The sequence below is a fragment of the Pelagibacterium sp. genome (genome assembly GCF_048264985.1).
In the GTDB taxonomy this organism is placed as follows: domain Bacteria; phylum Pseudomonadota; class Alphaproteobacteria; order Rhizobiales; family Devosiaceae; genus Pelagibacterium.
In genome coordinates this window covers 24,785-47,381 of the sequence record NZ_JBLXCL010000004.1, presented here as the reverse complement: position 1 = coordinate 47,381, position 22,597 = coordinate 24,785, and the positions used below count along the sequence as shown (strand labels likewise).

Sequence of the window (22,597 nt, the reverse complement as noted above, 5' to 3'; positions counted from 1 at the left end):
CCTATTGCAGTCCGACCAGCACCATTGAGATGTCGCCAAAGCTCGAGCCCATCAGCACGCGGTAGGGGATAAAAAAGCCCGAATCGTTCAAGGGCATGTACCAGACCAGCATGCGGTTGGAATCGCGCAGATAGGCGGTGATTTCCGAGGTTTCGAAATGGCCGGAAATCGGCACGTAACGCATGGCGCACAGGACAACGGGGCCCTGATAGGCAGTGCGGGTCGACGTGGCGGTTGTGGTTTCCACATAGGTGAGCGGCATGTCGAAGCGCTCTATGCCTGTGTAAATGCGCAAGGTGCGGTTGCAGAGCGTTCCGTCCAAAGCCTGGCCACGCAGGATAAAGGCGGCCAGCGGATCGTTGACGCCGGAGCGGTGCGATGCGTTGACGGGCACCCTGTCTACGCTTTCCGTCAGCGCCGGGCTGACATCGCCAACCGAGGCGTTGCCGCCCGAATAGACGGTCTGGAGCGCAAAGCGTTCATCGGCGGCGCGGGTTTCGAGATAGAACCGGCTCGACTGCAGACCGGTCGCTGTTATTGCACCACCCGAATTGACGGCCCCCGAGCCTTGCGCAACGACCTGGGCCAACCCCGCGACATCTGCAACCACATCGAGCTGGTAGCTCGCGCCTTCAAGCCCGAGCCGGATGTCGATGGTGGAGACGTTGATGCCGCCGATCGAAACGATATAGGAGGCAATTGAGCCTTGCTGCTGAGCGACTGCCGGGGCTGTAAACCCAAGGGCAAGTGTGATTCCGACAGCAAAAGACGATAGGGAAAAGCGTTTCACGCGAATCTCTTTTTCTCTACAAGGGGCGCAACCGGATTCGCCGCGTCACGAATCAGCGTAGCGATTACGTTGCCTGTTGCGATTCGGCCTGTCCAGCGCCCAGAAGTGGTGCCTTGCGATTTCTGCGGGCACCAAAGAGTCACAATCGGTGGGCCAGATGTCCGCTAGCGCTTGACGGACGGGGGCACTTTCTCTATATCCCCGGCCAAAGTTTCTTCCAGCTGGAGCGCTGCCAGACGAAAGTGGTTCGCACTTTTTTGGCTCGGCAGGGCGACGATAAACAAACAGAACCCAATCGGTTGACCGAGCACCGCCCGGTCCCGATACGATTGACAGGAATTAAAACAATGGCACGGCGCTGTGAACTCACCGGCAAGGGCGTGATGACCGGCAACAATGTGAGCCATGCGCTCAACCGGACCCGCCGCCGCTTTCTGCCCAATCTTTGCGATGTGACGCTGCTCTCTGAGTCGCTCGAACGCTCGGTCAAGCTGCGTATTTCCGCTGCTGCGCTGCGGACTGTCGAGCACCGCGGTGGTCTCGATGCCTTCCTTTTGAAGGCCAAGGACGAAGAACTTTCGGTTCGCGCCCTGGGCATCAAGAAAGAAGTTCGGGCCGCTGTCGCCAACTAAGGCGCATTCAGCTCGCATACACGTTTCGCGCCGCGTGAGGGCAACCTGACGCGGCGTTTGTTGTTTCTTGTCAGTGGTATTTCATGCGTTAAACGCGATCGCCATTATTATTGGGAAACACGCTAGAGACGCGCCGGTCATCTGCCGGACAGCGTCATTTTCATCGAAGCCCAAGGCTTTGTGGGATCAATCCGGCGGCCATTTTGCCGCTCTTGGACAAAAGGATAGCGACGCTATGGGCGTACGTTTTTTCTGGGCCGTTCTGGCTATGGCGGTCGTGGTCACCGCATCGAACTATCTCGTTCAATTTCCCGTGCAGGCGCAGATCGGCGCTCTCGATCTTGCCGAAATCCTCACTTGGGGTGCATTCACCTATCCGCTGGCCTTCATGGTCAATGACCTGACAAACCGCCATTTCGGCCCCACCGCTGCACGCAAGGTGGTGTTCGTAGGGTTCGCAATTGCGGTGGCGATGAGCATTGCCCTGGCCTCGCCCCGTATTGCAATTGCCTCGGGGGCTGCATTTCTGGTGGCCCAGCTTCTCGATACCCAGATCTTCCATCGCCTGCGTACCGCGCTTTGGTGGAAGGGGCCACTGACCTCTTCGATTACCGGCTCTATCGTCGACACGCTCTTGTTTTTCGGGGTCGCCTTTGCCGGCGCCTTTGCGTTTCTCGATACGGGATTTGGCTATGAGGATTCTTCGCTCGGCTTTGCTGTGCCGTTCTTGTCGATCTTTGCCTTCGAGACCCCGCTCTGGGTGTCCCTGGCCGTTGGGGACTTCCTGATCAAAATCATCATGGCCCTGGTGCTGCTCGCGCCCTACAAGATCTTGCGATCGATGATCCCCGACCGGGTGATTGCAGCCTGAGTGTTGCCCTCCCCGCAAGGGGAGGGCAGCTGACGCTTACTTGCCCTTGAGGTAGGCGACCAGAATGTCGAGCGCTGCCTGAAGGTCAGACTTCTCGATCATTTCAGCTATCGTGTGGATGTAGCGGGTGCCCACCATGATGCCGACGGCACGCGCACCGGCGGCTGCCTGTTGGGCAGCGGCCGCATCCTGCCCTCCCGAAGCGAGAATTGAGCGCTGGAAGGGGATCTTTTCCTTGACCGCGAGCGCTTCGATTTCCTCGATCAGATCAAAATCGGCGATGAACGAACCATCCTTGATGTTCAGCCCGACGCCTTTGCCCTGAGCGGTGACCATCTCGTTTTCGGGTACACCCGGCGTGTCGCAGGACAGCGTGGTATCGATGCCCAGCCCAATGTCGGGCATGACAGCGAAGGCGGCAGTCTTTGCGCCGCGCAGGCCAACTTCTTCCTGGGTTGTGAAAGCGACGTGGATTTCGCAATCATGGTCGACGCCGCTCTTGTCGAGCGCGCGGATCGCTTCGATGCCGAGCCAGCAGGCTACGCGGTTATCGAGCGCTTTCGATACGATCTTGTCGCCCATTTCAACCAGCGGTTCTTCCATGACGATGAAATCGCCGACCTGAACCTTCGAGCGGGTTTCCGCCCCCATGCCGATATCAACGAAGAACTCTTTGACGGCGGGTATCTTTTTTCGGTCCTCGGGCGAGGAAATGTGCAGCGGACGCCCGCTAGCGTTCATCACGCCGGGATAATCGCCGTCGCGGGTACACACGCGAACGCGGCGCGCAAACAGCGTGCGCGGATCGAAGCCGCCGACATTGTCGATATGGATCCAGCCCTTCTCGGACACATGGGTGACCAGGAACCCAATTTCGTCCATGTGGCAGAGCAGCATGATCTTGAGCGGCTTTTCAGCCTTGGTGCGCGAACGGCGGACGGCAATCAGCGACCCCATGGAATCGGTGCGAACGTCGTCGAACAGACCCTCGATCTCGGTTTCGATGAGTTTTCGGACGCGGTGCTCGCGACCCGGCACGCCAGGGGTTTCGCAAAGCGCGCGGAGGAGGTCGATGTTCATGAAGAACTCCCAAAAGAGGATAGACAAGAATCCAGCAGCAGAACGCGCCGGAAGACATGAAAACAGGTGTCTGGGGTGATGGTGATGCGCGTTTGCCGATCGGGCAAGAGCCAAGTCCCAATAGCTGAATAAATATTTTCCGAGCGCTGTCCGATGACGCGGTGGAGCCGGCAGGAGCGATCAGCATGGCACAGGGGTGCGTTCAGTGCCGGGTGGCCGTCCATGACGGCTCATCGCCGCCGGCGGGCTTCTCCGGGCAGTTCTTCATCGAACAGGTCGGCAAGGTTGTCGGTCATCGCACCGGCCAACTCGTCCGCGTCGAGAATGGTGACGGCGCGACGATAATAGCGGGTGACATCGTGGCCGATGCCGATGGCAACGAGCTGCACTGGCGAGCGGGTTTCGATCTCCTCGATCACAGCCCGCAGGTGGGCTTCGAGGTAATTGCCAGGATTGACGCTCTGGGTGGAATCGTCGACCGGCGCACCGTCGGAAATCACCATCAGGATACGGCGGTTTTCAGGGCGGTTGACGATGCGCTTATGCGCCCATTGCAGGGCCTCGCCGTCGATATTTTCCTTGAGCAAACCCTCGCGCATCATCAGGCCCAGATTGCGCTTGGCGTGACGCCAGGGTTCGTCTGCCCCCTTGTAGATGATGTGGCGGATGTCGTTGACGCGGCCCGGATTGGAGGGGCGTCCGGCATCGAGCCAGGCTTCACGGGACTTCCCGCCCTTCCAGGCGCGCGTTGTAAAGCCGAGGATTTCGACCTTGACGCCGCAGCGCTCGAGGGTGCGGGCAAGGATATCGCCGCAGATCGCGGCAATGGTGATGGGGCGACCACGCATGGAGCCGGAATTGTCGATCAGCAGCGTGACGCAGGTATCGCGAAATTCTGTGTCGCGCTCGGCCTTGAACGAAAGGGCCTGGAGCGGGTCGGTCACCACACGGGTGAGCCGCGAGGTGTCGAGCACGCCTTCTTCGAGATCGAAATCCCAGCCGCGATTCTGTTGCGCCATCAGGCGGCGCTGGAGCTTGTTGGCAAGCCGTGCGACGGCGCCGGCAAGATGTTCGAGCTGCTTGTCGAGCAATTGACGGAGTTGATCGAGCTCTTCGGGCGGGCACAGTTCTGCCGCCGAAATGATTTCGTCGAACTTGTCGGTAAACACCTTGTATGTGGGCTGATTGGACAGGCGCTGGTCGCCTTCGCCCTGCGGGGGCGGGGCGGGCGCATCTTCGCCGGTTTCGGCCTGGGCGTCCTCGTCGGAATCGGCGCTGTCGGCCTCCATGCCTTCGACGTCGCCAGTTTCCTCGTGCTCGCCCGGCGCCTCGTCGGTGCCGTCCATGTCCTGATTGTCGGCGTCCCCGCTCTGCTCTTCCTCATCGCCATTCATGGCCTGATTGTTCTGAGCGTCCTGATCGGAGCCATCGGAATCGTCCTGATCGAACTGATCGAGATCGGCTTCGGCCAGAAGGTCGAGGTCGCGCAGGATGGAGCGGGTCTTGCGTGAAAATTCGGTCTGGTTGTCGAGGTCGTTGGCCAACTCGTCCAGCGAGGCGCCGATTTTGCCTTCGAGCTTTTCGCGCCAGAGATCGACAAGGGGGGTGCCCGAGGGGGGGATGGGAATGCCGGCGAGCTTTTCGCGCATCATCAACCCGAGCGCCTCGGCCAGCGGCGCATCGGCGATGTCGGTGACATTGGCGTAATTGGCGCGGAACAGCCGGTCTTCGATCATTTCGGCAATGTTGCCGCTCATGCCCGCCATGCGCGAACACCCAAGCGATTCCACGCGCGCCTGTTCGAGCGCATCAAAAGCAGCCTTGGCGTCGGGATCCTTGGGAGCGAGGCGGCGATGGGTGTCGGCGTCATGGCTGGCCATGCGCATGGCCATCGCATCGCCCTGACCGCGGGCGATGGCAATGTCTCGTGAGGTCGGCAGGCGAGGCAGGGCGGCAAGACGCGCCTTGTCGGCGGTCAGGATGGGACGATCGGCGGTAAAGGAGACTTCGAGATCGTGCTTGCCTGCCACAGTGCGCAGAGCCGCGCCGACAGCCGCCTTGAACGGGCCGGTGGGATCGGGCTTGTTGGCTTTAATGCGCGGGGGCTGGGCCATTTGTCACTTCGTTCTGTATCGTGCCGGGGAGGAGGGCCTCTCACCTGGCTCTTCGAGCCGACCTCTCCCCAATCAGGGAGAGGTAACGAACCTGGCGGTCCCCTCGTTTTACTTCTTTTGGGCGGAGAGGTCGCCGCGTCGACGAGCGATGAGAGACTGTTGCGGCTTTATGCCGAGATCGCCAGATTTGCTGCAGACTCCGGCAGATCGACCCCGAACACACGCTGGTAGAATTCGGCGACCACGGGGCGCTCGAGTTCATCGCATTTGTTCAAAAAGGTCAGCCGGAAGGCAAAGCCGATGTCGCCGAAGATTTCGGCGTTTTCGGCCCAGGTGATCACGGCGCGCGGGCTCATCACTGTCGAAAGATCGCCATTGATGAAAGCGGAACGGGTCAGGTCGGCGACGCGCACCATGTTGGACACCAGCTTTCTGCCCTCGTCGTCCTTGTTGTAGGACTTGGCCTTGGCCAGAACGATGCCGACTTCCTTTTCATGGGGCAGATAGTTCAGCGTTACAACGATCGACCAACGGTCCATCTGGCCCTGGTTGATCTGCTGGGTGCCGTGATAGAGCCCCGAAGTGTCGCCAAGACCAATTGTATTGGTCGTCGCAAACAGCCGGAAGGCAGGGTGTGGGCGGATGACGCGATTCTGGTCGAGCAGGGTCAGGCGACCGGCCACTTCGAGCACGCGCTGAATAACAAACATCACGTCGGGACGGCCGGCGTCGTATTCGTCGAACACAAGGGCGATGTTGTTCTGCACGGCCCAGGGCAAGATGCCGTCGCGGAACTCGGTAACCTGCTTGCCGTCGCGCAGGACTATGGCATCCTTGCCGACAAGGTCGATACGGCTGACATGGCTGTCGAGATTGACGCGAACCAATGGCCAGTTGAGGCGCGCCGCGACCTGTTCGATATGGGTGGACTTGCCCGTGCCGTGATAGCCCTGAACCATGACGCGGCGGTTGAAGGCAAAGCCAGCGAGAATGGCAAGTGTCGTGTTGCGATCGAACAGATAATCCGGATCGATCTCGGGCACGTGGTCGGTGTGCTCTTTATAGCCCTTGACCACCATGTCGCTGTCGATCCCGAACAGATCGCGTACTGAATACTCGGTGTCGGGCTGATTTGAAAACTCAGTCATAATTTGCCTCGTCTCGGGCGCACCGGTCCATGTCGTTGTCGATGCGAAGGCGCGTTCTGGTCGCGTCTTTTAAGGAAAAATCGGAGCGCTTATAGCAACACAACTGCCATAAACCTAGAGCGGCGGATGCCGCAAGCTTTAGGCGCAAATTTGAGTGCCATTTTCGCTCTGCTGAAAATGTTGGGGCGCGGGTCAGACAAAGCCGCGCTGCTTGAGGTGGTTATAGGCCGAAATGATGTTGCGCAGCCTGTCCTCGGACCCTTTGTCGCCGCCATTGGCGTCGGGATGGTGGAGTTTGACCAGAGCCTTGTATGTCGACTTGATCTCGCTCGAGGGTTTGCGGCCCTCTAGCCCAAGCACTTCAAAGGCCGCACGATCCTGGCCAGTGAGCGTGATGGCACGCTCGACTGTCTCACCCTTGGCGCCGGCATCCTGCCGGGCGCGCGAGCGCAAACGGGCGAACACGCCATTAACGTCACGGAACTGGCTGCCCGTGTAGTCGCGCGCCTTGAATTTCTTCGGCTGCGGGTCCGATTTGCCCATGCGGTTGGACCCGTAGGCCCAGGTCTCGCGGCTGCCTGGCGCATTCATCTTGGTGGCGTGATCGGCGATTTCCTCGTCGTCCATGCCGGAGAAGTAATTGTAGGCCTTGTTGTAGTGGCGCACATGCTCAAGGCAGAAATTGTGAAACTGGCCTTCCGAGCGGGCGCCTTTGGGCGCCTTGTGCATCGCGGGCTTGTCGCAGCCCTCCCAATCGCAGCCCGGATGCGTCGCCACCTGCTCCTCGACCTGGGAGCGGCGGGGCTTGATGCGGACGGAATCGAAGATCTTGGACTTGGAGTTGGTCGACATGGGATCGGGTAGGGACCTTTCACGAGCGTTTCATGCTGATCTGCCGGACGAAACGCTCTCAGTTGATGTCTATGGCGCTTCCTGACCGCAAGAAGATGGCATCTTGGTGGATGCGCCAGGGGCCTTGCGAATTGAAAGCCCGTAATCATATACCGTTTGTGTTCCGGTTTCCCGGATCAATTTGACTTTTTTCAATAACAGGCGTGTTGACACATGAGCGTTCGCGATGAAATCGAAGCCAAACTCACTCAAACGTTTGCGCCAAGTGCCATCGAGGTGATCGACGATTCCGAACGCCATCATGGTCACGCAGGATGGCGGGAAGGGGGCAATACTCATTTCCGCATCGTTATCGCCAGCGAAAAACTCGACGGCTTGAGCCGCGTGGACCAGCACCGCGCAATCAACGCGGCGCTGTCCGATCAGTTCGATGCAGGGCTGCATGCCCTGGCCATCAAGGTCAAGCCTTCGCGCTGATCGCGGCCTCGACAGGGGACACCCTGAGTTGGGTGACCCTGTTGTGCTGCCGGCGCAAAACCTTGAAGCGCAGATTATGGAAGGTGAATTGCTGACCCGGATCGGGGATCAGTTTGGCTTCGTGAATGACGAGCCCTGCAACCGTCGTTGCTTCCTCGTCGGGCAGGTTCCAGTCGAGCGCCCTGTTGAGGTCGCGGATCGGCAATTGGCCGTCGATGATGTAGGAGCCGTCGGCCTGCTTGCGCACGCCATCGATCACAGCGTCGTGCTCGTCGGCGATCTCGCCAACGATCTCTTCGAGGATGTCCTCGAGCGTAATCAGTCCCTGCACCTCGCCATACTCGTCAACGACAAGCGCGAAATGCAGCTTGCGCTTCAGAAAGGCGTTGAGCTGGGCCTGAGCGGAGGTGGTGTCGGGCACGAACCAGGGCTTGAAGGCGATCTTGGCCGGATTGACGCGGGTGAAATCGCCGTCAGCCTTCTGGATGGCGCGCAACAGATCCTTTGCGTGGACGACGCCAACGATATTGTCCTGCTTGTCCTTGTAAAGCGGTACGCGCGTGAACGGACTGTCGAGGATGGCGCCGATCAGCTCGTCGGCGGGCATATCGGCGTCGAGCGCCAGCATGCGGGTTCGGTGGACCATGACGTCGGAGACTTCGAGTTCGCGCAGGTCGAGAATGCCGCCCAGCATGTCGCGGTCGCCCTTGACCACCTCGCCCTCGTGGTGAAGAAAGTCCACGGTGCCGCGGAGCTCTTCATGGCCCGAGATTTCGCTGGCCTTGTCGGGGTCGAGACCGAATAGGCGCAAGATGAGATTGACCAGGGCCTGAACGGCAAGGGTCACCGGCGAGAAAACCAGAACGATGACCCTGATGACCGGGGCAACGAACAGGGCAAACCCATCGGGCCGGATCAGCGCTATGGTTTTTGGCAGCACTTCGGAAAACACCACGACAGCCGCTGTCATGGCCAGGGTCGCGTAGGCAATCCCCGCCTCCCCGAATATCTGGATCAGCACTGAAGCGGCCAGCGTGGACGCGAGAATGTTGACCACGTTGTTGCCCAGCAAAATGGCGCCGATCAGGCGCTCTTTCTCGGCAGTGAGCTTTTCAACCAGAGAGGCTCGTTTGTTGCCGGCTTTGGCCATTTGATACATTCGGGCGCGCGAGGAGGCCGTCAGCGCGGTTTCCGAACCTGAAAAAAAGAAACTCATGGCCAGCAGCGCGACAATGGCGAGAAACGACAGCCACAACGACATTAGCGTATGTCCTCAAGGAAATTTGCGACCGTATCAGGGTCGATGTTTTTTTCGATGAAGGCCTTACCGATACCGCGCGTCAGAATGAACGTAAGTTGCCCACGCGAGACTTTCTTGTCTTGTGCGATGGCGTCCATGAGCATTTCGGTTGGCGGCAGATCTCCGGGGATGTCAGCCAATGTAGTGGGTAGGCCCGCATTTTTCAAATGCGCTTCAACGCGTCCGGCATCTTGAGACGGGGCAAGTCCGAGCTTTGCCGAGAAGCGATGGGCCAGCACCATGCCGATGGCAACGCCTTCGCCATGGATTAAGCGATCTGAATACCCCGTCGCTTTTTCCAACGCATGGCCAAATGTGTGGCCAAGATTGAGCAGGGCGCGATTGCCTGCCTCTTTTTCGTCAGCCACCACCACGCGGGCCTTTGCAGCGCAGGCGCGGGCGATGGCTTCGCCGCGGGCCGGGCCGCCGGCTTCGATCTGGGGGTAGTTGGCTTCGAGCCAGAAAAACAGGTCCTCATCGTCGATCAGGCCATATTTTGCCAGCTCGGCATAGCCTGCGGCAAATTGCCGGGGCGGAAGGGTTTCAAGCGCGCTCAAATCGGCAAGTACGAGGCGGGGCTGGTGAAAAGCGCCAACGAGATTTTTGCCATGCACCGAATTGATGCCGGTCTTTCCGCCCACCGAAGAATCCACCTGCGCCAGCAGCGATGTGGGGATCTGGACGAAATCCATACCGCGCCGGGCAATCGAGGCGGCAAAGCCGGCAAGATCGCCGATTACCCCGCCTCCCAGGGCGATCAGGATGTCGTTGCGTTCAAGTTTGGCGCCGATGATCTGATCGACGACGCTTTGCAGATGCGCCCAGGACTTAGTGGCTTCGCCGGCCGGCAGGACAATCTTTGCGTGGCCCAAACCGGCGGCGTCGAGCGATGCGGTCAGGCGGGCGAGTTGCGCTTGGGCGACATTTTCGTCGGTCACGATTCCGTAGCGCGCGCCGGGGAACAGGGCGGACAGTCTGGCGCCGGCGCTGTCGATGGCGTCGGGAGCGATGACAATGTCATAGGCGCGCCCGTCCAACGGGACGTGGACTGTGTGAAGTGGCGTGTGATTTGCGCTCATTGGGCCTTCGGGGTCGCGAAATGATCTGAAATGGCGGCAAGGATGTCGTTGACGACGACGTCATGGGGCACATCGCGCGACAGCACTGTGATGTCGGCGAGGCCGTAGACCGGATAGCGGCTGTCGATGAGGCCTTGCAGTGTGCCGCGCGGATCGGCGGTCTGGAGCAGGGGGCGGCCCGGACGCTTTGAGACGCGCGCGAACAGGAGATCGAAATCGGCTTTGATCCAGATCGAAAGCGCATTTGACTTGATGGCTTCGCGCGTTTCGGGGTTGATAAAGGCGCCGCCGCCAGTCGCAATCACGCCCTGATGCTCACGCAAGAGCCGCGAAATGACGCGGGCCTCGCCAGCGCGGAATTCGGGTTCGCCATGGGCCGCAAAAATATCTGGAATCGACATGCCGGCAGCGGTCTCGATTTCCGCATCGGAATCGGTAAAGGGCAGGCCGAGCCGGTTGGCCATGCGACGCCCCACGGTGGTCTTGCCGGCGCCCATCATCCCCACAAGGACAACAGGACGTCCCGCCAGGGCGTCTAGCACCTGGCTTTCGGCCTTCGGCCTGGCAATGCCTGTCGCGTTCTGCCCCATCGTGACGCCCTTAATTCTCGCTGTGGTTCAACCCTCTGGCGGTCGCACTGTCAAGGTCGCTCGCTTGCCGCGCGGGCTCAAATCTGGGAAAATCACTTTCGAATACAGAGGATGCCATGCCCACATTGTTTCGCCTGCTCGTTGCCATCGCCTTTGTCGTTGGGCTTGCCTATGCCGGCATGTTCGCGCTTGCGGTGCTTGTCGAACCCAATGAACGCGATGTCACCGTTCGCGTGCCGACCCGCGACCTGCTGGCGGATGCGCCCTGATGCGCGACGGCCATCTGATCGAAGCCTTCCTTGAAATGATGAGCGCCGAACGGGGCGCAGCCAAAAATACAATCGCTGCGTATCGGCGGGATCTACTCGATTATGCAGGCTTTCTCGCCAGGGCCGGCAGGGCGGTCTCCGAGGCGCGGCGCGAGGATGTCGCTGATTATCTCAGTTCTCTTTCGGCACAGGGACTGGCCGCAAGTTCGGCGAACAGGCGGCTCAGCGCTTTGCGCCAACTGCACAGGTTCCTTGTGTCCGAAGGCACCAAGGGGGATGATCCCACACGTATCGTCTCGGCGCCCAAGACCGGAAGAGGACTGCCTAAAGTGCTTTCGGTCGAAGAGGTCGACATCTTGCTCAGCTGTGCAGAGGCCGAGGCCAGTGGGGGCGAGGAGAGTGACGTGCGGCTCTATGTGCTGCTCGAGTTGCTTTATGCCACGGGGTTACGGGTCTCCGAACTGGTCAGCTTGGAGCGCAGGGCGGTGCGGCGGGATGCCGATCACCTTACAGTGACGGGCAAGGGTGGCAAGGATCGACTGGTCCCGCTCAACGACAGGGCCAAGGACGCATTGATCGGCTGGCTCGACAGCACTGACAAGGAAAAGTTCGTGTTTCCGGCCAAAGGGGCCGAAGGGCATCTGGCGCGGCAGGTGTTCGCGCGCGATCTCAAGGGGCTTGCCAGCCGGGCCGGGCTGCCTGTCGCCAAGGTTTCACCGCACGTTCTGCGTCACGCTTTTGCCTCTCATCTGCTGGCCAATGGGGCGGATCTGCGCGTTGTGCAGATGCTATTGGGCCATGCGGACATTTCAACGACCCAGATCTACACCCATGTTCTCGATGCACATCTGCGCAAATTGCTCGAAGATCACCATCCGTTGTCGGGCGATGCTTGACACGCGCGTGTCTAATCGACACTTTCCCGCCACTTTGGAACCCTAGATCGACCTCCGGCTTGACCATTTTCGGTCGGGTGATGATCTAAACGCTTGATTTGTCGCGCGTCCGAACCGAATAAGTGGTGTCCATCCTCGATCAAGGTGAGGACATTCCTGTTACGGACACGTCCCGAATGATCGCGCTCGCCAGCATATCTGGTGCTGGCCGCTCAAAAATGAGAAGGTTGCCCGAAACGGGCGGATTGCATGCAGTCATATCTCGATTTCGAAAAACCCGTCGCTGAACTCGAAGGCAAGATCGCCGAGCTCAAGAATCTCGCCCAGACCGATGAAGCGGTCTCGATCGGTGACGAGGTGTCTCGTCTGCAGCAACGCGCCGATGATGCGCTGCGCGACGTGTACAAAAAACTCACGCCCTGGCAGAAAACCCAGGTGGCGCGCCACCCGCAGCGCCCCCATTTTTCCAATTATATCAACGCCCTGGTGACCGAATGGACGCCGTTGGCCGGTGATCGCAAATTTGCCGAAGATCCAGCCGTTCAGGCCGGGTTTGGCCGCATCGACGGTGTGCCTGTTGCCATATTGGGCCAGGAAAAGGGCAACGACACCGAAAGCCGTCTCAAGCACAATTTCGGCATGGCCCGCCCCGAGGGCTATCGCAAGGCCGTGCGGATCATGGAAATGGCCGATCGGTTCGGGCTGCCGGTGATTTCGTTTGTCGATACTGCCGGTGCTTATCCCGGTATCGGGGCCGAAGAGCGCGGACAGGCCGAGGCCATCGCGCGTTCGACTGAAAAATGTCTCGAAATCGGTGTGCCCAACCTGTCGATCGTTATCGGCGAAGGTGGGTCGGGCGGCGCTATCGCGATTGCGGCGACCAACAAGGTGCTCATGCTTGAGCATGCTGTCTATTCGGTGATTTCGCCGGAAGCGGGCGCTTCGATCCTGTTCCGCGACGCGGGCAAGGCTCAGGACATGGCGGCCGCCCAAAAGATCACTGCACAGGATCTGCTGGCGCTCAAGGTCATCGACGGCATCATCGAAGAGCCCATGGGCGGTGCGCATCGGGACCCGGAAAAAGTCTTTGCCGACGTCAAATCGGAGATCGTCAAATTCCTTGGAGAGTATGACGAAGATCTGGGGCCGCTCGAGATTCGCGAGTTGCGGCGCGAGAAGTTTTTGGCGATCGGAACCACGCTCACCTGATTTTGACCGTCCGATCTTGCAATTTGCATAAAATTTAGGTCGATTACCCAAGAACCTTACCGAGCGTTAACCCTGCGGTGGCATAAGCGGGGACGGGGGCAAGGCGTACAGGAATCTAGGGTCAGGGCATAAATGCTCCGTAAAATCGTCCTTCTGGTCATTTCGCTCGCGTTTGCGGGTGTTATCGCTTCATGCTCGCCGCTCGAAGGCGACGGGCGTCATCTCACCCCGCTTTCAGGTGCCGCCAAGTCACGGCTTGCAGCCATGGGTTCAAGCCCGCAAGCCGCAATGATGGTGCGTCTGTTCAAGGAAGAATCGACGCTCGAGGTCTGGAAGCAGACTTCTGGCGGGTCGTTTCAGCTGTTTCAGTCTTATGAAATCTGCACATGGTCGGGCGAATTGGGTCCGAAATTTTACGAGGGCGACCGTCAGGCGCCTGAGGGATTTTATACGATCACACCGGGGCTGATGAATCCCAATTCCAATTACTACCTCGCCTTCAATCTCGGCTTCCCAAACAAGTTCGACCGCACTCATGGACGCACCGGAAGCCATCTCATGGTTCACGGCGCTTGCTCATCAGCCGGGTGCTACGCCATGGAAGATGACCAGATCGCCGAGATCTATGCCTTGGCCCGCGAGAGCTTTACGGGCGGCAACCGTTCGTTCGAAGTGCAGATCTTTCCTTTCCGCATGACACCGGACAACATGGCCAAGCACCAGTCGAGCGAGCACATCGATTTCTGGAACAACATCAAGCAGGGTTACGATTTCTTTGAGGTCGCCAACACTCCGCCGAGCTGGGATGTATGCGATGGCCGCTATGTGTTCCGTCAGCCTTCCGCGGTCAACGCGACTGCGTCGATGGCGGGAAGCTGTCAGGCGGTGGTTGCCGACGCGTCGATCGTTTCAGCTTTCCAGGCTCGCCAGTCGGCTGATGCTGCAGCGATACAGAGCGCCATTGGCCGGATTGCCGATTCCGAGGTCGCCGCTGCGGAGGCCGAACGGCGCCGCCTCAATGCTGAGGCCGAAATGGCGGCGCGTGGCGAAGCCATCAACGGTTTTTTTGGTGCCATCCTGAACCCGTTCGGTCAGCCAGAGCCCGCTCAGTCCCAGGCTGTGATCACCGAAGTGCCGCAAAGCTGATTTTTTCCTTTCCTCGGGAACGCGAAGTTGTAGTTGAGCATTTAACAGCGAGGCGCTGAAAACGGCTCGCTGATTTTTGTGCATGCAGGTCCTTCCGCCGATGGTTTCAGATGTTGCGCCGAGCCTGCGTTTTGTCTTGAGGGATAGGACTCGGGCGGCGCACGAATTTTTGGATGCCAAGGCGTCCAGGTTCAACCTATCCCGAAAAGACGATTACCTGCGTTTTCTTGTGTGGCACGGTGCTGTCGTTCCCGCCCTTGAGCGCAAACTGCGTATGAATGGCATAGCGCGGTTCGTGCCCGACTGGGATGAGCGCGAACGGGGTGCAGCGCTGATCGATGATCTTGAAGCGCTTGGTGCCAGCCGGCTGCGGCTGCGCGATGTGCAGCTTGGACGCGATCGCGGCACGCTTTTGGGCGCTGCCTATGTGCTTGAAGGCTCGCGTCTTGGTGGCGCAATGCTGGTGCGCGGCGTCGATCCGGCGCTCATCGGCATTGCGACAGCTTATCTCGATCACGGCGCCGGCCTCAAACTTTGGCCGCGTTTCGTCGACATTTTGGACGCCGCAGGATTGTCCGGGGCGGAACAGTCGGCGGCCATTATTGCCGCCAACGAGACGTTCATGCTGTTCGAGCGTGAACTTGTTGACCTTTTTGAACCCGATGGAGCCGCGCCCGGCTGATGAATCAATACGCCTCAACAGGCACACCGCTTGAAAACGGTGTCGATCTTACCAATTGCGACCGCGAGCCGATCCACCGGCTGGGCCGGATCCAGGGTTTCGGCTTTCTGGTTGCGGTGTCGTTCGACTGGATCGTGCAATATGTTTCGGCCAACAGCGCCGAGTGGCTCGGGGTGGATGCCGACGCGGCCATTGGTCGCCCGTTGGGTAATTTTGCCGATGCCGAGTTTCTCCACACCATTCGAAACCATGTTCAACATTTGACCGGTCCGGACGATGTGGAGCGGGTGTTCGGCGTCCGGCTGACAGCGGGCGGGCAGAATTGCGATACGGCTGTGCATGTGTCGGGCTCACTGATCATCATCGAGTGCGAGCCGGCACGGCCGGGCGGCGAAGACAATGATTCAATGGTCAGGCGCATCGTGCAGCGCTTACAAGCGGCCGAGACTGTCGAGCGCCTGTGCAAGACAGGGGCGAGCCTTGTGCAGGCTCTTACCGGGTTCGACCGGGTGATGATCTATAAATTCCTGCATGATGACAGCGGCGAAGTCGTCGCCGAATCGCGCCGTCAGGGTGTCGACAGCTTCATGGGTTTGCGCTATCCGGCGTCGGACATTCCCCGGCAGGCACGCGAGCTCTACAAGCGCAATCTCATTCGCATCATCGCCGATGTCGACGGGCAATCCCACGATATCACGCCTTTCGTGGCGCCGGACGGGATGCCGATCGACCTGTCCAATTCCGTGTTGCGCTCGGTCTCGCCCATTCATCTTGAGTATTTGCGCAATATGGGGGTCGGTGCTTCGATGTCGATCTCAATCCTGTTGCGCGGGAGACTCTGGGGGTTGATCGCCTGCCACCATTATTCGCCGCGGCGGGTGCCGTTCAACGTGCGGACGGCTGCCGAGCTTGTCGGACAGATGTTCTCGCTGGCGCTCGACGCCAAGGTGCGCGAAAGCGAAATCGATGCTGAAAGACGCGCGCAGGAATTCCATCACAAGGTTCTGCGCATGGTCGGTCCCGAACAGGGGCCGGTGTCTCAGCTGGCATCTGTGTTTGAAGAAATGTCGGGGCTTGTCGCCTGCGACGGAATTGGCATGATTGTCGATGAGGAGGTCGAGCTTTGGGAGGAAACGCCCAACAGAGCCCAATTTGGCGAGCTTGTGCATTTCCTCAACCGCACGGCATCCAATTCGATCTTTGTCACCCATGAACTGAGCACGCTGCATCCATCTGCAAAAGCGTATGCGCCGACCGCCTCGGGTATGCTTGTCATTCCCATTTCGCGCACGCCGCGCGACTATCTGATCTTTTTCCGGCGCGAGGTGACACAGGAAGTCAAATGGGCAGGCAATCCCGAAAAGCCCGTGACCATGGGGCCGATGGGTGCGCGCCTGACACCGCGCAAGAGCTTCGAGATCTGGCAGGAAACGTCGCGTGGACAATCGGAGCCATGGAGCTCGAGCCATATCCGGCTCGCCGAGACGTTGCGGGTGAGCCTGCTCGAAGTCATCCTCAAGCACACCGACCTGATCGAAGGTGAACGCAAGATGGCGCGCCAGCGCCAGGAACTGCTGATCGCAGAGCTCAATCACCGGGTGCGCAATATTCTTGGGCTGATGCGCGGCCTGATCCGGCAGGTCAATACGCCTCATCGCAGCACCGAAGTTTTCGTTTCAACGCTCGATCACCGGGTTCAGGCGCTGGCGCGGGCGCATGACCAATTGACAGAACGCCAATGGGGCTCGGGGTCGTTGCGCCAGCTCATCCATAATGAGACAGCAGCCTATCTTGCGGAAAAGTCCGAACGGGTCGTTGTGTCGGGGGACGATGTTGGCCTGGTTCCGCAGAGCTTTTCGGCACTGGCGCTGGTCATCCATGAGCTGACCACCAATTCGGCTAAATATGGTGCGCTGTGCGACAAGCGCGGTACCGTTGCCATTTCGCTCGAGCGGGATGATGCGGGTTGGCTGACAATCCGCTGGGTGGAGCGGGACGGGCCAGCGGTCAAGCCACCCAGCGATTCCGGCTTCGGTTCGGTGGTCATCGAGCGCTCGGTCAGTCACGATCTCGGCGGGTCGGCCGAAATGGACTTCCGTATCGACGGGTTGCGGGCAAAGCTGCGCATCGCGCCAGAACACCTTGCCGATCTCGATCACCAACAGCCAGACTTGCCGCGACAGGCCGTGCGCCGCGCGGGCGCTGTGGATTTCCCGCAAGGCAAGGCGCTGGTGGTTGAAGACAATGTGATCATTGCCATGGATTGCGAGGCCGTGCTGCGCGATCTCGGCTGCCGTGATGTTGCCCTGGCCTCCAGCGTTTCGCAGGCCCTCAAAGTCATCGAGAACAGCGAGATCGGCTTCGCCGTGCTCGATGTTAATCTTGGCAACGAAACCAGTTTTGCCGTCGCAGATGTGCTGGGCGAGAAAGCGATCCCGTTCATCTTCGCTTCGGGCTATGCAGATGGCGTGTCGTTTCCCGATGCGCATGTGGATCGCCCGAAAGTATCCAAGCCCTATGACATGGCCAGCCTGACCGAGGCGCTGGAGCAGGTGTTTTAAACATTGCTGACAGTGCCGCTCGCTGATCCTAGACTTGCCTTCCGATAGAGATCTGGAGGCAGGATGAATTCCGACGACGACATCGAAAGCAAGTTGGCACATGGGGCCAACCGGTATTTCGGCAAGGAGCTCGATGCGCTCTCCAGCGTCGAGAAAACCGTGCTCAAAAAGGCCGTGTCGCGGCGCACGCTCGCGCGCAATACCGAGGCGGTCTATCGCGAAAAGACCGGATTTGGCGACAGGATGGCCGACGGGATCGCCAGTTTCGGCGGGTCCTGGGCCTTCATCCTTTCTTTCCTTGCCTTTCTGGCCGTATGGGTCTCAGCCAACATCGCCCTGGCGATGGGGGCGTTCGATCCCTATCCCTTCATCTTCCTCAACCTCATGCTCTCCATGATCGCGGCGCTGCAGGCGCCCATCATCATGATGAGCCAGAACCGGCAGGCCGAAAAGGACAGGCTGGCCGCCGCCCACGACTATGAGATCAATCTCAAGGCGGAAGTGGAGATCATGGCGCTGCACGACAAGCTCGACCAGATGCGCGCGCAGGAATTGCGGGCACTCGTCGACAAACAGCAAGAGCAGCTCGCCCTTTTGACCCGCGCGGTTCTGGGCAAAGGCTCAGAGTAGATCGCAGAGCGGGGCGATGAGCGGGATGTCGGCAGGGGGCATGGGATAGTCGTGCAGCATCTGCGGCCGCACCCATTTAAGCGCCTCGTGCTCCTTGGCGATGGGCGTACCCTGCCACTTCCTGCACACGTAAAGCGGCATCATCAGGTGCCAGTCATCATAGCTGTGGCTGGCGAAGGTCAGCGGCGCCAGGCATGCAGTCCTGGTTTGGATGCCCAGCTCTTCTTCGAGTTCGCGAATGAGCGCGGCTTCGGGCGTTTCTCCAACCTCAAGCTTGCCGCCGGGAAACTCCCACAGACCTGCAAGCTGTTTGCCTTGAGGGCGTTGGGCGATCAGCACGCGACGGTCGGCATCAACCAGGGCACATGCGACGACGAGCGTTATTTTCATTGGACGGTGGCCTCGGGCTTGCGAGCGTAGTGGTAGGGGTAGCGGAAGGTAAAGCCCATCCCCAGGTACAGGCCGATCGCCGTGGCATTGTCGCCTTGCACCTGCAGTGCGGCGTGGCTCGCGCCGTTCTCGGCACCCCAGCTGAGAGCGCTCGCCATCATGCGGCGGCCAAACCCCTGACCACGCAGGGCGCTGGCGGTGATGACGTCATAGATCATCAAGATGCCCGCGCTTTCAACGCAGAGCAGCGCAGCGCCCGGTGTGCCGTCTTCGGCGAAGATAACAATGCCGCAGGCGGGGCGTTTGAGTGCCGCTAAAATTGCAGAAAAGCTCTCCTGCTGGTCAGCATCGAACCCCTGAAGCCTCGCCTGCACAGCGAGAAAGCCGGGATCGGTGGCGTCGTAAAAGCTTGCGGCGCCATCGAAACCATCAGTTTTGGCAAGCTGCACCGAGAGCACGAGACTTGTCTTGAAGCGCTGCCAGTCCGCGTTATCGAGTGCATTGAGAATGCCATCGCCGGTCAGCGGCGTTACCCGGAAAATCGCAGGCAAGCCGCGTTCTTGATAGCGTGCCGAAAGCGTCTGAATGCGTTGGGCGGCATCGGCATCGTCGCTGGAGTCGAGCGACCAGATGGAATTTGAGCGTCCGGAAAACCCGCCGGCCAGCCGGGCGCGCCATTGACCATCCTCGATTGTCTCGAGGGCGGGCCACGTGGCGAGGGACGCCGCTTCGATTTCAGATACGGAAAGCACTGCTATTGTCTTTTCTCTTGTCTTCCGAGCCGGAAACACGGTTCCGGGGTACTCCTACGCTATCTCGTGGCCGATGCCGGCAGTTTCTTCTTGCCGGCTGTCAGCTTCGGTAGCTGCCATTGATGTCGATGTAACCATGGGTCAGATCGCAGGTGTAGACCGTGGCGTTCCCCAGGCCGAGGCCGATATCGACGCTGATCGAGAGCTCCTCTTCCTTCATATAGGCGGTCACCGCATCCTCGGAATATTCGGCGGCGCGCTGGCCATTGCGCGCCAGAACGTGACTGCCAAAGGCAATTGTAAGCTTGTCGCGATCGGCGGGCTGGCCGGCCTTGCCCACGGCCATGACGATGCGGCCCCAATTGGCGTCCTGTCCGGCAATGGCGGTCTTGACCAGTGGACTGTCGGCTATGGCGCGCGCAATCTTGGCCGCGCTGACCTCGCTTGTGGCGCCGCTGACGTTGACGGCGACGAATTTGGTTGCGCCTTCACCATCGCGCACGACCTGCATGGCAAGATCGAACAGCACGTCGTTGAGGGCTTCGCCAAAGGCCGGTGCGCGCGGGTCATCGAGCGAAGCGATCGGCTCGATGCCGGCCTTGCCCGTGGCAAAGGCCAAAAGCGTGTCGGATGTCGAGGTGTCGCTATCGACCGTGATGGCATTAAAGCTTGTTTCGTTGTGCCGGGCGAGAAGGGCCTGGAGGACATCAGCGGCGATGGGGGCGTCGGTGAAAACAAAGCTGAGCATAGTCGCCATGTCGGGTGCGATCATGCCCGACCCCTTGGCAATGCCAGAGATTGAAACAGTTATGCCGTCGATCTCGATTGTTGCCTGGGCGAGCTTGGGGAACGTGTCGGTCGTCATTATCGCCCTGGCCGGTCCCATCCAGGGTTCGGCAGCGAGTTGGGTGCTAAGGTTCTGCAGGACACCGTCGAATTTCGTTGCATCGAGAGGCTCGCCAATAACACCGGTCGAAGCGAGAAAGACCTCGGATGGATCGCAACCGACGGCACCGGCTGCGATATCGGCAGTCAGTTTGACCGATTCGATGCCCTTAAGGCCGGTAAAGGCATTGGCATTGCCCGAATTGACAACAAGGGCGCGTGCGGTGCCGCCGCCAAGGTTTTGCCGGCACCAATCGATGGCTGCCGAGGGGCAAAGCGAGCGCGTCAGAACGCCGGCGACGATTGTGCCCGGATCGAAAACTGCCAATAGTACGTCGGTGCGGCCCTTGTAGCGAATGCCAGCCTCGGCGGTGGCAAAGCGCACGCCGTCAATCGCAGGCGGGGTGACATAGGTTTTCGGGGCGAGGGGAGAGACGGGCAGGGCCATAAAAAAGTCCTTGGGGACAAACGCGTTTACCGACCCTTTCGTGTGCCTCAACGCGCTCTCGCTGGCAAGAGCCGCTGCAGCGGAGGAAAGGCGAAGGATGAGCGTATCGGCAAAAATCCGCGATCGTTTGGCGCCGGTCGATCGGAGCGAAGCGCAAACCCGCAAGCCATTCTCGGTACTGCCGAAGCGATTTTGCGCGAGGATGGTATTCCGGGGGGGGGCCATTGAGCCGGTGGCGACGGGCCCGCGCCGGTAAACCGACGATCTATCGTTGGTGGCCGTCCAAGACCGCAAGGCAATTTCCCGATACCGGACGTTTCGGACTGATCTGAGAGCATTTCTGACCAATCAATTGATTGGCTTCGGGCATAACACCTTATGCGGAACCGTATTTCGGTATCTGGTGTCGGAGGCGCAAACGGATGCCGGTGCCGCCGCGGCGTTGTTCGCGTATGAGAAGGGCTGGCGCAAGTTTTCCGAGGAGATCGTCGATACGGCCAAGGCGCGCGGGCAAATCGATCCGCAGACCAACGGTGCCGTTATCATCGAGCTGATCGCCGGGTTTGCCTGGCAACGTCTTTTGACGGGGCGGCTTGAGGTCGCCGACACCGACGTTGAGGCTGTGATTGCAACGCTTGTCGCGGCGACAAAAAAGAACCCCGGCGGTTAAGCCGGGGTTCTGGTTTTGGCGGCAGTCGGCAGCGGTTAGATGCCGCCCTGCGCTTCGACCTGAGCGGCAAGCTCGGGGTCGTCGATTTGAATTTCGACACCGGACTTGATGTCTTCGATTGCAGCTTCGTAGCTCTCGTAGAGAACCTGCTGGGCAACCTGCTGACGCACTTCTTCAAGGGGAGGCGCTTCAGCAAGGCGACGGTCTTCGAGATAAATCAGGTGAAAGCCGAACTGGCTCTCTACAGGCTGGGACATCTCGCCGACTTCGAGAGCCATTGCGGCCTGTTCGAATTCAGGAACCATCATGCCCGAGGAGAAATAGCCAAGGTCGCCGCCATTGGCGCGCGTTCCGTCGGTGCCGTATTCGCTTGCGGCATCGGCAAATTCACGACCGCCTTCGATTTCGGCCCGGATTTCATTGGCCTCTTCTTCGGTCGGCACCAGGATATGGCGAGCGCGGACTTCGGGTTCAGGCGTGAAATCGGCAACCAGTTCCTGATAGGCGGCTTCGATGGCCTCTTCGGTCACCTGTGTTTCAACTATCGAGTTGAAAAAGGCGCGGCGGAGGGCCTGATCTTCGAGATAGGCCATGCGGCGGGTGAAATCTTCACTTCCATCAAGACCTTCTGCGCGGGCGGCACTGGCCATCAACTTCATGTCGATGATGACTGTCAAAAGGAATCCGCGACGCTGTTCGGCAGGAATCGACTGGAGTTCGGCCGTCAGTTCTTCGGCAGCGAGAACCAGATCACCTTCGGTGACCTCCACGCCGTCAACTGTTGCCAGAACCGTATCGGGCGAGACTGGCTCGGCGGGCGCTGAAGGCGCTGCCTGCTCTGTTGCTTCAGCGGGAGCCGCTTCTTCGGACTGAGCCCAAACGGGCGCTGCGGTCAGTGAGACGGCAAGAAACGCCGGCACAATTGCGGCCCGCAAGAGGCTGGCCACCGGAGCGGCGAAGTCGGATGACATGATGAGAACTCTCCTTGTTTTTCCGAATCCGGGCCCCCCATCGCCCGAACCAAAGTTCCAGATAAGCGTTTAGCCCCGGACTTTGGCGGTGGTTTGGCGGATTTTGCCAACGTTGACAACCCATGGTGGCACTCTTACATCTCCTGCCGAAGTAT

Annotated in this window: 23 protein-coding genes; 11 read left to right on the top strand and 12 right to left on the bottom strand. The window is 59.8% G+C overall.

Annotation, left to right across the window (positions count from 1 at the left end; all coding sequences use genetic code 11):
• Window position 1 precedes the first annotated feature (1 nt).
• Complete coding sequence (locus ACN0TA_RS13040) at window positions 2–790, bottom strand: DUF3108 domain-containing protein (RefSeq protein ID WP_417583600.1); 789 nt, start codon at window positions 788–790, stop codon at window positions 2–4.
• A 347-nt stretch (window positions 791–1,137) separates the two neighbouring features.
• On the opposite strand from ACN0TA_RS13040, the gene rpmB reads away from it, so the two are divergent.
• The gene (rpmB, locus tag ACN0TA_RS13035; protein ID WP_417583598.1) at window positions 1,138–1,422 is read left to right on the top strand and encodes a 50S ribosomal protein L28; all 285 of its coding nucleotides are present in this window, start codon (window positions 1,138–1,140) and stop codon (window positions 1,420–1,422) included.
• A gap of 235 nt (window positions 1,423–1,657) precedes the next feature.
• A complete protein-coding gene (locus ACN0TA_RS13030) occupies window positions 1,658–2,293 on the top strand; it encodes a VUT family protein (RefSeq protein WP_417583596.1) in 636 nt (211 codons plus the stop codon).
• 36 nt (window positions 2,294–2,329) lie between these two features.
• Here the strand turns inward: ACN0TA_RS13030 and ACN0TA_RS13025 are convergent, their stop codons facing one another.
• From ACN0TA_RS13025 to ACN0TA_RS13010, 4 genes are all read right to left on the bottom strand, one after another.
• Entirely contained in the window at window positions 2,330–3,373 is a 1,044-nt protein-coding gene (locus ACN0TA_RS13025) for a M42 family metallopeptidase (RefSeq protein ID WP_417583594.1), read from the bottom strand.
• Between the two features lie 230 nt (window positions 3,374–3,603).
• Window positions 3,604–5,487 carry a cobaltochelatase subunit CobT gene (gene cobT / locus ACN0TA_RS13020; protein ID WP_417583592.1) on the bottom strand — a complete coding sequence of 628 codons (1,884 nt, stop codon included), beginning with the start codon at window positions 5,485–5,487 and terminating at the stop codon, window positions 3,604–3,606.
• Window positions 5,488–5,654: 167 nt separating this feature from the next.
• Entirely contained in the window at window positions 5,655–6,635 is a 981-nt protein-coding gene (cobS, locus tag ACN0TA_RS13015; RefSeq protein ID WP_417583590.1) for a cobaltochelatase subunit CobS, read from the bottom strand.
• 192 nt (window positions 6,636–6,827) lie between these two features.
• Window positions 6,828–7,487: a J domain-containing protein gene (locus ACN0TA_RS13010; protein ID WP_417583588.1), complete on the bottom strand. Its 660-nt coding sequence runs from the start codon at window positions 7,485–7,487 to the stop codon at window positions 6,828–6,830.
• A gap of 213 nt (window positions 7,488–7,700) precedes the next feature.
• On the opposite strand from ACN0TA_RS13010, the gene ACN0TA_RS13005 reads away from it, so the two are divergent.
• Window positions 7,701–7,964: a BolA family protein gene (locus ACN0TA_RS13005; RefSeq protein ID WP_417583586.1), complete on the top strand. Its 264-nt coding sequence runs from the start codon at window positions 7,701–7,703 to the stop codon at window positions 7,962–7,964.
• Here the strand turns inward: ACN0TA_RS13005 and ACN0TA_RS13000 are convergent.
• From ACN0TA_RS13000 to ACN0TA_RS12990, 3 genes are read right to left on the bottom strand one after another with little or no spacing between them, the layout of a single operon-like run.
• Complete coding sequence (locus ACN0TA_RS13000; RefSeq protein ID WP_417583584.1) at window positions 7,948–9,225, bottom strand: HlyC/CorC family transporter; 1,278 nt, start codon at window positions 9,223–9,225, stop codon at window positions 7,948–7,950. The two genes, ACN0TA_RS13005 and ACN0TA_RS13000, sit on opposite strands and share 17 nt — an antisense overlap.
• Window positions 9,225–10,343 (bottom strand): 3-dehydroquinate synthase, encoded by a 1,119-nt coding sequence (gene aroB, locus ACN0TA_RS12995; RefSeq protein WP_417583582.1) that lies wholly within the window; start codon window positions 10,341–10,343, stop codon window positions 9,225–9,227. Before aroB ends, ACN0TA_RS13000 begins: the two co-directional genes overlap by 1 nt.
• Complete coding sequence (locus ACN0TA_RS12990) at window positions 10,340–10,933, bottom strand: shikimate kinase (RefSeq protein ID WP_417583580.1); 594 nt, start codon at window positions 10,931–10,933, stop codon at window positions 10,340–10,342. Before ACN0TA_RS12990 ends, aroB begins: the two co-directional genes overlap by 4 nt.
• A gap of 116 nt (window positions 10,934–11,049) precedes the next feature.
• On the opposite strand from ACN0TA_RS12990, the gene ACN0TA_RS12985 reads away from it, so the two are divergent.
• The 7 genes from ACN0TA_RS12985 to ACN0TA_RS12955 all read left to right on the top strand — a co-directional run bounded on the left by ACN0TA_RS12985 (window position 11,050) and on the right by ACN0TA_RS12955 (window position 18,326).
• Window positions 11,050–11,202, top strand: coding sequence for a histidine kinase (locus ACN0TA_RS12985; RefSeq protein WP_417583578.1), 153 nt, complete (start codon window positions 11,050–11,052; stop codon window positions 11,200–11,202).
• On the top strand, window positions 11,202–12,098 hold the full coding sequence (locus tag ACN0TA_RS12980; RefSeq protein ID WP_417583577.1) for a site-specific tyrosine recombinase XerD: 897 nt from the start codon (window positions 11,202–11,204) through the stop codon (window positions 12,096–12,098). Before ACN0TA_RS12985 ends, ACN0TA_RS12980 begins: the two co-directional genes overlap by 1 nt.
• Before the next feature lie 249 nt (window positions 12,099–12,347).
• Window positions 12,348–13,307: an acetyl-CoA carboxylase carboxyltransferase subunit alpha gene (locus ACN0TA_RS12975; protein ID WP_417583576.1), complete on the top strand. Its 960-nt coding sequence runs from the start codon at window positions 12,348–12,350 to the stop codon at window positions 13,305–13,307.
• Between the two features lie 132 nt (window positions 13,308–13,439).
• Window positions 13,440–14,453: a L,D-transpeptidase family protein gene (locus ACN0TA_RS12970; protein ID WP_417583574.1), complete on the top strand. Its 1,014-nt coding sequence runs from the start codon at window positions 13,440–13,442 to the stop codon at window positions 14,451–14,453.
• An 82-nt stretch (window positions 14,454–14,535) separates the two neighbouring features.
• Window positions 14,536–15,135: a biliverdin-producing heme oxygenase gene (locus ACN0TA_RS12965; protein ID WP_417583572.1), complete on the top strand. Its 600-nt coding sequence runs from the start codon at window positions 14,536–14,538 to the stop codon at window positions 15,133–15,135.
• Window positions 15,135–17,696: an HWE histidine kinase domain-containing protein gene (locus ACN0TA_RS12960; protein ID WP_417583570.1), complete on the top strand. Its 2,562-nt coding sequence runs from the start codon at window positions 15,135–15,137 to the stop codon at window positions 17,694–17,696. Before ACN0TA_RS12965 ends, ACN0TA_RS12960 begins: the two co-directional genes overlap by 1 nt.
• Before the next feature lie 63 nt (window positions 17,697–17,759).
• On the top strand, window positions 17,760–18,326 hold the full coding sequence (locus ACN0TA_RS12955) for a DUF1003 domain-containing protein (RefSeq protein ID WP_417583568.1): 567 nt from the start codon (window positions 17,760–17,762) through the stop codon (window positions 18,324–18,326).
• Here the strand turns inward: ACN0TA_RS12955 and ACN0TA_RS12950 are convergent.
• The 3 genes from ACN0TA_RS12950 to argJ form a co-directional block, all read right to left on the bottom strand.
• Window positions 18,318–18,716: a (deoxy)nucleoside triphosphate pyrophosphohydrolase gene (locus ACN0TA_RS12950; protein ID WP_417583566.1), complete on the bottom strand. Its 399-nt coding sequence runs from the start codon at window positions 18,714–18,716 to the stop codon at window positions 18,318–18,320. The genes ACN0TA_RS12955 and ACN0TA_RS12950 overlap by 9 nt on opposite strands.
• Window positions 18,713–19,468, bottom strand: a complete 756-nt coding sequence (locus ACN0TA_RS12945) for a GNAT family N-acetyltransferase (protein ID WP_417583564.1) — start codon at window positions 19,466–19,468, stop codon at window positions 18,713–18,715. The genes ACN0TA_RS12950 and ACN0TA_RS12945 overlap by 4 nt, the downstream gene beginning before the upstream one ends.
• A gap of 100 nt (window positions 19,469–19,568) precedes the next feature.
• Window positions 19,569–20,801 carry a bifunctional glutamate N-acetyltransferase/amino-acid acetyltransferase ArgJ gene (gene argJ / locus ACN0TA_RS12940; protein ID WP_417583562.1) on the bottom strand — a complete coding sequence of 411 codons (1,233 nt, stop codon included), beginning with the start codon at window positions 20,799–20,801 and terminating at the stop codon, window positions 19,569–19,571.
• 274 nt (window positions 20,802–21,075) lie between these two features.
• On the opposite strand from argJ, the gene ACN0TA_RS12935 reads away from it, so the two are divergent.
• The gene (locus ACN0TA_RS12935) at window positions 21,076–21,471 is read left to right on the top strand and encodes a TetR-like C-terminal domain-containing protein (protein WP_417583560.1); all 396 of its coding nucleotides are present in this window, start codon (window positions 21,076–21,078) and stop codon (window positions 21,469–21,471) included.
• 35 nt (window positions 21,472–21,506) lie between these two features.
• Here the strand turns inward: ACN0TA_RS12935 and ACN0TA_RS12930 are convergent, their stop codons facing one another.
• Window positions 21,507–22,442, bottom strand: a complete 936-nt coding sequence (locus ACN0TA_RS12930) for a peptidylprolyl isomerase (protein WP_417583558.1) — start codon at window positions 22,440–22,442, stop codon at window positions 21,507–21,509.
• Between the last annotated feature and the right edge of the window lie 155 nt (window positions 22,443–22,597).

Bases quoted from the DNA above. Each gene is read 5' to 3' on its own strand.
- ACN0TA_RS13030 (WP_417583596.1), top strand. From the start codon at position 1,658: ATGGGCGTACGTTTTTTCTGGGCCGTTCTGGCTATGGCGGTCGTGGTC.
- ACN0TA_RS13010 (WP_417583588.1), bottom strand. From the start codon at position 7,487: ATGTCGACCAACTCCAAGTCCAAGATCTTCGATTCCGTCCGCATCAAG.
- ACN0TA_RS12960 (WP_417583570.1), top strand. From the start codon at position 15,135: ATGAATCAATACGCCTCAACAGGCACACCGCTTGAAAACGGTGTCGAT.
- ACN0TA_RS13000 (WP_417583584.1), bottom strand. From the start codon at position 9,225: ATGTCGTTGTGGCTGTCGTTTCTCGCCATTGTCGCGCTGCTGGCCATG.
- ACN0TA_RS12950 (WP_417583566.1), bottom strand. From the start codon at position 18,716: ATGAAAATAACGCTCGTCGTCGCATGTGCCCTGGTTGATGCCGACCGT.
- aroB (WP_417583582.1), bottom strand. From the start codon at position 10,343: ATGAGCGCAAATCACACGCCACTTCACACAGTCCACGTCCCGTTGGAC.
- ACN0TA_RS12955 (WP_417583568.1), top strand. From the start codon at position 17,760: ATGAATTCCGACGACGACATCGAAAGCAAGTTGGCACATGGGGCCAAC.
- ACN0TA_RS13025 (WP_417583594.1), bottom strand. From the start codon at position 3,373: ATGAACATCGACCTCCTCCGCGCGCTTTGCGAAACCCCTGGCGTGCCG.
- ACN0TA_RS12985 (WP_417583578.1), top strand. From the start codon at position 11,050: ATGCCCACATTGTTTCGCCTGCTCGTTGCCATCGCCTTTGTCGTTGGG.
- cobT (WP_417583592.1), bottom strand. From the start codon at position 5,487: ATGGCCCAGCCCCCGCGCATTAAAGCCAACAAGCCCGATCCCACCGGC.
- ACN0TA_RS12990 (WP_417583580.1), bottom strand. From the start codon at position 10,933: ATGGGGCAGAACGCGACAGGCATTGCCAGGCCGAAGGCCGAAAGCCAG.
- ACN0TA_RS12965 (WP_417583572.1), top strand. From the start codon at position 14,536: ATGCAGGTCCTTCCGCCGATGGTTTCAGATGTTGCGCCGAGCCTGCGT.
- ACN0TA_RS12980 (WP_417583577.1), top strand. From the start codon at position 11,202: ATGCGCGACGGCCATCTGATCGAAGCCTTCCTTGAAATGATGAGCGCC.
- argJ (WP_417583562.1), bottom strand. From the start codon at position 20,801: ATGGCCCTGCCCGTCTCTCCCCTCGCCCCGAAAACCTATGTCACCCCG.
- ACN0TA_RS12975 (WP_417583576.1), top strand. From the start codon at position 12,348: ATGCAGTCATATCTCGATTTCGAAAAACCCGTCGCTGAACTCGAAGGC.
- ACN0TA_RS12970 (WP_417583574.1), top strand. From the start codon at position 13,440: ATGCTCCGTAAAATCGTCCTTCTGGTCATTTCGCTCGCGTTTGCGGGT.
- cobS (WP_417583590.1), bottom strand. From the start codon at position 6,635: ATGACTGAGTTTTCAAATCAGCCCGACACCGAGTATTCAGTACGCGAT.
- ACN0TA_RS12930 (WP_417583558.1), bottom strand. From the start codon at position 22,442: ATGTCATCCGACTTCGCCGCTCCGGTGGCCAGCCTCTTGCGGGCCGCA.
- rpmB (WP_417583598.1), top strand. From the start codon at position 1,138: ATGGCACGGCGCTGTGAACTCACCGGCAAGGGCGTGATGACCGGCAAC.
- ACN0TA_RS13005 (WP_417583586.1), top strand. From the start codon at position 7,701: ATGAGCGTTCGCGATGAAATCGAAGCCAAACTCACTCAAACGTTTGCG.